At 62.6% G+C, this 7,606-nt stretch carries 9 protein-coding genes and 1 pseudogene; 4 read left to right on the forward strand and 6 right to left on the reverse strand.

The features are described 5' to 3' along the window. Together AB4Z11_RS16690 and moaD are read left to right on the forward strand one after the other, a co-directional pair. Window positions 1-610: molybdopterin molybdotransferase MoeA (locus AB4Z11_RS16690; protein WP_442026363.1), on the forward strand; the 610-nt coding region annotated here is incomplete at its 5' end. A 1-nt stretch (window position 611) separates the two neighbouring features. After that, window positions 612-869, forward strand: coding sequence for a molybdopterin converting factor subunit 1 (gene moaD / locus AB4Z11_RS16695; protein ID WP_442026364.1), 258 nt, complete (start codon window positions 612-614; stop codon window positions 867-869). 6 nt (window positions 870-875) lie between these two features. Here the strand turns inward: moaD and AB4Z11_RS16700 are convergent, their stop codons facing one another. Continuing rightward, window positions 876-1,112 (reverse strand): hypothetical protein, encoded by a 237-nt coding sequence (locus AB4Z11_RS16700; protein WP_442026365.1) that lies wholly within the window; start codon window positions 1,110-1,112, stop codon window positions 876-878. A 46-nt stretch (window positions 1,113-1,158) separates the two neighbouring features. Between AB4Z11_RS16700 and AB4Z11_RS16705 the strand changes: the two genes are divergently transcribed. Then, window positions 1,159-2,370 carry a TIGR03862 family flavoprotein gene (locus tag AB4Z11_RS16705; RefSeq protein ID WP_442026366.1) on the forward strand — a complete coding sequence of 404 codons (1,212 nt, stop codon included), beginning with the start codon at window positions 1,159-1,161 and terminating at the stop codon, window positions 2,368-2,370. Between the two features lie 50 nt (window positions 2,371-2,420). On the opposite strand, the gene AB4Z11_RS16710 is transcribed toward AB4Z11_RS16705, so the two are convergent. From AB4Z11_RS16710 to hpnC, 5 genes are all read right to left on the reverse strand, one after another. Next, window positions 2,421-3,236, reverse strand: a complete 816-nt coding sequence (locus AB4Z11_RS16710; protein ID WP_442026367.1) for a head GIN domain-containing protein — start codon at window positions 3,234-3,236, stop codon at window positions 2,421-2,423. Beyond that, window positions 3,233-4,027 carry a DUF1700 domain-containing protein gene (locus tag AB4Z11_RS16715; RefSeq protein WP_442026368.1) on the reverse strand — a complete coding sequence of 265 codons (795 nt, stop codon included), beginning with the start codon at window positions 4,025-4,027 and terminating at the stop codon, window positions 3,233-3,235. Before AB4Z11_RS16715 ends, AB4Z11_RS16710 begins: the two co-directional genes overlap by 4 nt. Before the next feature lie 126 nt (window positions 4,028-4,153). Continuing rightward, window positions 4,154-5,536, reverse strand: coding sequence for a hydroxysqualene dehydroxylase HpnE (gene hpnE / locus AB4Z11_RS16720; RefSeq protein ID WP_442026369.1), 1,383 nt, complete (start codon window positions 5,534-5,536; stop codon window positions 4,154-4,156). After that, on the reverse strand, window positions 5,529-6,362 hold the full coding sequence (gene hpnD, locus AB4Z11_RS16725; protein WP_442026370.1) for a presqualene diphosphate synthase HpnD: 834 nt from the start codon (window positions 6,360-6,362) through the stop codon (window positions 5,529-5,531). The genes hpnE and hpnD overlap by 8 nt, the downstream gene beginning before the upstream one ends. 33 nt (window positions 6,363-6,395) lie before the next feature. Continuing rightward, window positions 6,396-7,220, reverse strand: a complete 825-nt coding sequence (gene hpnC / locus AB4Z11_RS16730) for a squalene synthase HpnC (protein ID WP_442026371.1) — start codon at window positions 7,218-7,220, stop codon at window positions 6,396-6,398. A gap of 169 nt (window positions 7,221-7,389) precedes the next feature. On the opposite strand from hpnC, the pseudogene AB4Z11_RS16735 reads away from it, so the two are divergent. After that, window positions 7,390-7,606: pseudogene (locus AB4Z11_RS16735) on the forward strand (efflux RND transporter periplasmic adaptor subunit); the annotation flags it as partial.

Genomic DNA, 7,606 nt, shown 5'->3' on the forward strand with positions numbered 1-7,606 from the left:
CAATTCCAACCGTTTCACGCTGCGTGCGCTGCTGGAAAACATGGGCTGCGAAATCAGCGATTTCGGCATCGTGCCGGATTCGCTGGACGCTACCCGCGCTGTTCTGCGCAAGGCTGCCGATGGTAATGACCTGATCATCACCTCCGGCGGCGTCTCCGTCGGCGAGGAAGATCACATCAAGCCTGCCGTGGAAGCGGAAGGCAAGCTGAATATGTGGCAGATCGCCGTCAAGCCGGGCAAGCCGCTGGCCTTCGGCGAAGTACAGAACGCATTCTTCCTCGGCCTGCCGGGCAATCCGGTGTCGAGCTTCATTACCTTCCTGCTGTTCGTGCGGCCGTTTATCCTGAAACTGCAGGGCGTATCCGAAACTCTGGCGCCGCGCAGCTTTGYCATGCGTGCCGACTTCAGCTGGGCTAAGCCGGACCGCCGCAACGAATTCCTGCGCGTGAAAATCAATGAGAACGGCGGACTGGATCTGTTCCCGAACCAGAGCTCCGGCGTGTTGACGTCAACCGTGTGGGGCGATGGCCTGATCGACAATCCGCCGGCCCAGGCCATCCAGGCCGGCGACGTCGTACGCTTTATTCCATTTGCCGAACTGCTGCACTGAGATGGACATCACCCTGAAATACTTCGCCAGTGTGCGGGAAGCCATTGGCCAGCCGAGTGAGCGCGTGTCGCTGCCGGAAGGCGTGAATACGGTTGGCGGCGTACGCGCCTGGCTGATCCAGCGCGGCGCGCCGTGGGCGGAAGCGCTGGCCGAAGGCCGTGCGCTGCGCATGGCCTGCAACCAGGCCATGTGCGGCCCGGAGACTGCTATCGCCAGCGGCGCCGAAGTGGCGTTCTTCCCGCCGGTAACGGGCGGGTAGGGCGGATCATTGATCCGCCGTCCGGCGCTTTGAAATATCCTCACAGGCCGAGCAGCTCATGGCCTTTTTAAAGCGGCGGTAAGCCGCGCCAACGAAGATGGCTGCCGCACTGGCGGCCCAGGCGGCGGCACTGAGGTAATCCGCGGCGGTTGCCGACTCTTTGGCATATTCGACCAGCGCGAGAATGCCGAACAGCGGCGCAGCGGCCATCAGATAGCGTTTGATCCAGAATGCAGCGCCCATCGAAGCCTCCTCATTGTGGTGGGGCCAGTATACAATGCTTCCCCTTATGAGCAGAAATCAACAATCGGTGGCCGTGATCGGCGGCGGGCCTGCGGGCCTGATGGCGGCACAGGAGCTGGCTGCGGCCGGTCTGCGCGTGGACGTGTACGACGCCATGCCGTCCGTCGGCCGCAAGTTCCTGCTGGCGGGACGCGGCGGCATGAACATCACGCATGCCGAGGATTACGAGCGCTTCGTGACGCGCTACGGCGCTCGAGCGGGTGAGCTGCGTCCGATGCTGGATGCGTTCGGGCCGCAGCAGGTGCGCGATTGGGTGCATAGCCTGGGCATCGATACTTTTGTCGGCACGTCCGGCCGTGTGTTCCCGACCGAGATGAAGGCGGCGCCAATGCTGCGCGCCTGGCTGCACAAGCTGCGCGAAAGCGGCGTCCACTTCCATCAGCGCCATCGCTGGATTGGCTGGGCGGACGACGGCGCGTTGCGCTTTGAGTCGCCGCAGGGCGAGATCGCTGTGCGCGCCGATGCCACCGTGCTGGCTCTGGGTGGCGCGAGTTGGGCGCGGCTGGGCTCCGATGGCGCGTGGGCGCCGGTGCTGGCCGAGCGCGGCGTCGAGGTGGCGCCGCTGCAGGCAGCGAATTGCGGCTTCGATGTGGGCTGGAGCGAACATTTCGCTTCCAAATATGCGGGGCAGCCGCTGACTACCGTTGCTATCGGTGGCAAGAAGGGGCAGTTCGTGGTGACCGCGACGGGTGTCGAGGGCAGTTTGATTTATGCGCTGTCGGCGGGGCTGCGTGATCGCATCACGGCCGAGGGCAGTGCCGTGATCGAGCTGGATCTGCTGCCGGACCTGCCGCCGCAGCGCGTGCTGGATGAGCTGAGCCATCCGCGCGGTTCGCGCTCGATGTCGAGCCATTTGCAGAGCCGCCTGCATATCAAGGGCGTGAAGACAGGGCTGCTGCATGAGGTGCTCAGTAAGGATGAATTCCATGATGTCGACTGCGTGGCACGTACGCTGAAGGCGCTGCCCGTGCGCTTGCAGGCGCCGCGTCCGGTCGATGAAGCGATCAGCAGCGCGGGCGGGGTGAAGTTTGAGGCACTCGACGGCACCATGCTGCGCGCGGTGCCGGGGGTGTTCGTTGCGGGGGAGATGGTGGACTGGGAAGCGCCGACGGGCGGATATCTGCTCACTGCCTGCTTTGCCAGCGGCCTGGCCGCTGCGCACGATGCGGCGCGGTGGTTATCAGAACCAAGGGCGTGAAGCTGGTGGCAGCCACCTCGTGGCTGCCACCTGGTTTCTGCCTCGGGTGTTCAGCGCTCCCACGTCACGCTGCCTGAGCCCGAGCGGCTCACGTTTCGATCACCGGGATTGCCATACACCCTGATATCCCCGCTGCCGCGCACCGTCACATCTGCGCTCTGGCGGGCGAAGACGTTGGTGGTGCCGGAGCCGTCCAGCTTGACGGTCACGGCGTCGGACGCCATGTGCTGTGCATCCAGATCGCCTGAGCCGGTCAGTTCAGCGCTCAATTCCTTGCAGCTGCCGCTCGACGTAATCGCGCCGGAGCCCACCATTTCCAGCGCCACTTTCTCGCTGGTGCCGGTATTCAGATTCAGATCACCGCTGCCGTGCACGCCCGCATCGACTTCGCGATAGCGGCCATTGAAGGTCAGGTTGCCGGAGCCCTGCAATTGCAGGGCCAGTTTCTCGCCATTGAAGCCATTCACAGTGCTCTCGCCACTGCCATTCACCACCAGTTCCTGCAGCGAAGGCAAAATCAGCTCAACCTGAATCGGGCGGCGATGATGGAACAGCATGCCTTTGGTGCCGATGCGCAGGGTGCTGCCGTCCTGCGTGGTATCGATATTGYCCAGCAGCCGCTGTTCGCCGCGCACCTTCAGCGACGGCACATCGCCTTGCTTCAACGTCAGATCGATGGGGCCAACCAGCTCCACCATGGTGATGCCGGCGCCGATTTCGCGGATTTCGGTGCGCGGCGCGCGGCCTGCCGCGCTGGTCGGATTGGCGATGCCGTTGGCGCGCAGGGCGCCGTAGGAAACGCCCGTCAGCACGACGGCCAGCAGCAGCATGCTGATGGCGACTTTAACGAGGGATCGAATGCTCATTTGCGATCTCCTTTCAGCAGCGCGAAGTTCATCTGCACATAGCGCTTGATGCCGACGATCGTGAATTTGGTAATGACGATGCTCAGGAGGCTGAGCATGATGCCCATCAGGACAATGCCCGCACCGATGGCGGTCTGGGTGGTGCGGGAGGCGCTATCCAGGTCGGTCGAGATGCGTACGCCGCTGTCGGCCACGGCTTCGGCGCTGTCCAGCAGGCGCTCGGAGTTACTGGTTTCGCCCTCCAGCTGCGCTTTCAAGCTTGGCGACGGTTCCTGGAACACTTGGATGCCGGTACTGCCGATGGACACCTTGGTCTGCATGCGCACATCAGGATCGCTGCTGCCGTCGTCGTCGTAGGTGACGAGATGCTGGAAGGGGCCGCTCAGCACCAGCTCATTGGCGCCGGCCAGGCCGCTTGCCGTGATGGCAATGCCGCCGACATAGAAAGCAAAGGCGCTGGCGTAGACAGCCATCAACAGGGCGGCGTACACCATTGCCGGAATGACCATGAACAGATTGAAGATGGCCAGACCGATAAGGGACACCAGCATGCGCGCAGCATTGACCGGACTGCGTTTCTGCTCGAATGCGTTGAGGTGGACGTTGGCCCGCAGGGTCATGGCGATTTTGCGCGGTTCATCCAGATCCGCAGCGATTTCCTGCTCGGTGCGGCCCGCGGCCAGGCCATCGATGAAGCGCTGTTCGTAGAAGGCCAGGGTGCGCGCGACCGTTTCCGGCGGCAGGCCTGCCATGGCTTTCTTCAATGCTTCAAGGTATTCGTACTTGCCCATTAACAACTCCAACGTTCCATGACTCCATTGTGCAAATGTACGGATTTGTAGCGCGAGCTGCGACCGGTATGCGACAGGCTGCAGTTTTGGCGGAGCAGGCGACCGTATTCAGGGACAGCCGGAGCATCAGCGCAGTACCGTTTGCAGGGATTGGGCTGCCGACATGCCGCTGCGGACGGCCATTTCGATGGTCGCCGGGTACTCGCCCGCCGTGTAATCGCCCGCCAAAACCAGGCCTTCCAGCGCGGTGGCGTTGTCAGGACGGGCCAGATCCGGCGTGCAGGCATAGGTTGCGCGCTTTTCGGTGATCACTTTGAACCATTCCGGGCGGCCCAGTTCCGGGCGCTGGAACACTTCCGCCAGCTGGACCGCGACTGCCTCGGCCAGCAAATCGTGGCCTTCACCGGCTGCCGAACTGGAGGCGCTGATGACCACGGCCAGCAGGCCTTTCTGCGTGGCGTCCAGTTGGCCACGGTCGAACACGAACTGGCCCCAGCGATGCGTTGTAGGATCGTCAATCAGGGCGAAGAAAGGCAGATCGAGGCCGATCTCCGGGCCGTATTGCAGGTAGCAGGTGGTGATCGGTTCCGGCTCGAAGGCCGTGAGTTGTTCGGCCAGGCTTGCCGTTTCGGCATGCTGGTGCAGCAGGACGGCCGTGGCAGCGGGCRAACCGGCCAGCACCACGGCATCGTAATAGGAAGTCCAGTTGCCGCCGACGGCGGAACCGTTGGCGTCCACGCGCCATGCGCGGCCCTGGGCTTCGGCATTGCCCGCGCTGTCGGCGCCGTTGGCGCGCAGTACGCCGGCGACCTTGGCGCCCATACGCACGGTGCAGCCCCGTTCCTGCAGCCATTTGGCGGCGGCATCGGGGAACAGGGCGGACAGGTCGGCGCGCGGAATCAGCATGTCCGACGCGGCGCGCCTGGCACCAAGGCTGTCGCGCAGCACGGCGAGGAAAACGTTGGCGGAGGCGCGTTCCGGCGGCGTGTTCAGCGCCGCCAGGCAGAGCGGACGCCACATCAGCTGGATCAGGCGCGCGGTCTGATCGAAGCGCTCCATCAATTCAGCCACACTGCAATCGGTGGTGAGCTTCCAGCCCATCCAGCGTGCGGTGGTCGAAAAGCGAGCGAGGCTCAATTTATCCTGGCGGTTCAGGCCTTTTGCGCGCAGCAAGGCCAGGCCCACGTGCAGCGGCGCGGGCAGGCGTGGCGCGACGAAGTCCATACCGCCATTGCCGGGCACGTAGCGCATTTGCAGCGGCAGCGTGAGCACGGCGGTGTTGAGGTCCACGCCGACGCAGCGCATCATGCGCAGCGTTTCGGCGTAAGCTCCCAGCATGATGTGCTGGCCGTTATCGAGGTCGCGCCGATCGGTGGAGATGCGGCGCGCGCGGCCGCCGAGCGTGCGGGCGGCTTCGAACACGGTGACCTGATGGCCGGCCTGCGACAGTTCCACCGCAGCGGTGAAACCGGCCCAGCCGCCGCCAACGACGGCTACATGCTTAGCCACGGACCCAGGTCTTCCAGGCCAGCCACAGTTTGCGGATCGGCGTCAGCGAGATGCGCTGCTTCAGCACGTGATAGCCGTCTTCCTGGATTTCGTTCAGGAGCGTGCGGTAGATGGCGGACATGATCAGGCCCGGACGTTGTGCGCGGCGGTCTTCTTTTGGCAGCAGGGCAAACGCTTCGTCGTAAGCCTTTTGCGCGCGATCGGCCTGGAAGGCCATCAGCTTCTGGAAGTTCTCGGTTTCGCGGGCATTCAGCAGATCGGCTGCGGTCACGTTGAACTGCTGCAGTTCGTTGATCGGCAGGTAGATGCGGCCTTTGCGCGCATCTTCGCCCACGTCGCGGATGATGTTCGTGAGCTGGAAAGCCAGGCCCAGTTTTTCCGCGTACTGCAAGGTTTCCGGACGCGTCACGCCAAAGATGCTGGCAGAAAGAATGCCCACCACGCTGGCTACGTGCCAGCAGTATTTGGCCAGGCCGGCGTAGTCCAGATAGCGGGTCTGATTCAGGTCCATCTCCATGCCATCGATGATGGCCTGCATATGTTCCTGTTTCAGGTCGTAGTTCTTCAGATGCGGCTGCAGCGCAAGTGTGACGGGGTGGCTTTGCTTGCCCTCGTACATTTGCGCGATTTCGTTGCGCCACCAGGCCAGCTTGATGCGGGCCAGGGATTCGTCGGTGCATTCATCGACCGTGTCGTCCACTTCGCGGCAGAACGCGTACAGCGCCGTGATCGCTTTCCGGCGTTCCGGCGGCAGGAACAGGAAGCTGTAATAAAAACTGGAACCGCTGGCTGCGGCTTTCTGCTGGCAGTATTCGTCTGGGGACATGGTCACTCAGGCAAGGATGTCAAAGCCGCTATTCTATAGGGAAGATCGCTTCATCCGAAGCCCACGCCATAAAACTTTGATCCAGTCCCGTTTTTCGAGTTTGGGACGGCGGCGGAAAACGTCGTATTCGTTCTCCTCGATCGCCTCCAGAATGCGCAGGCCGCCCTGTACTACCAGGCGCAGTTCCAGGCCGATGCGGCCTTTCAGGCGCAGAGCCAGTGGCGCACCGCTGAGCATTAAGGCACGTGCGCGTTCGACTTCAAATTTCATCATGGCGCGCCATTTGGCGACGTTGTCGGCGCGGTTCATGTGGGCGGGCAGGATGGCGAAGCGGTTCAGGTCCTCCATCGGAATGTAGATGCGCTCTTTTTGCTCGTCGATCGCCACGTCCTGCAGGAAGTTGATGATCTGGAGGGCGGAGCAGATGGCGTCGGAATCGCGCACATTCTCTTCGTCGGCCTGGCCATACAGGTGTAGCATCAGCAAGCCCACCGGATTGGCGGAGCGGGCGCAGTAATCGAGCAGGGCCTCATAACTGGCGTAGCGGGTGACTTCCACATCCTGCTTGAAGGCAGACAGCAGATCGTAGAAGGGCCGCATCGGCAGCGCGTACTTGGCGATGGTGGCGGCCAGGCGCGTGAACATCGGGTCCAGGCCATCTTCGCCACGCTCGATGCGGGCGAGGGATTCTTCATAGGCCGTTAGCGCGGTCAGGCGCTGTTCCGGCGTGGCGTCGCCTTCATCGGCCAGGTCGTCGGCGCTGCGGGCGAAAGCGTAAATCGCTTCGACGGCAGGAACCAGGCGGCGCGGCAGCAAAACCGAAGCAACAGGGAAGTTCTCGTAATGGTCAACGGGCATAGAGGACGGATTCTAATATAAATGACGCGAAAGTCATTTTCAAAACTGGTTGACCCAACTATAATTTTTACCTAACCGGAAAGTCATTTACTTCCCGGAACGAAAATAATAATGGCAATCTGACATCCCGTGAAGGAAATACATCGTGTTTGTCGCAAAAAATCTTCCAATGGCCCTGGCCGCGACCCTGTTGCTGGCCGCCTGTTCCAAGCCCGCCGAGAAGACTGAGGAGATCCGCCCGGTCCGCGTCATGACCGTTCAGAGCAGCGATATTGACGTCAACGCCGAATTTTCCGGTGAAGTGCGCCCGCGCGTCGAATCCCGCCTCGGCTTCCGCGTCGGCGGCAAGATCGTATCGCGTAAGGTCGATGTGGGCAATGTGGTGC

Source organism: Pseudoduganella sp. RAF53_2 (assembly GCF_052113985.1).
Lineage (GTDB): Bacteria > Pseudomonadota > Gammaproteobacteria > Burkholderiales > Burkholderiaceae_D > Rugamonas.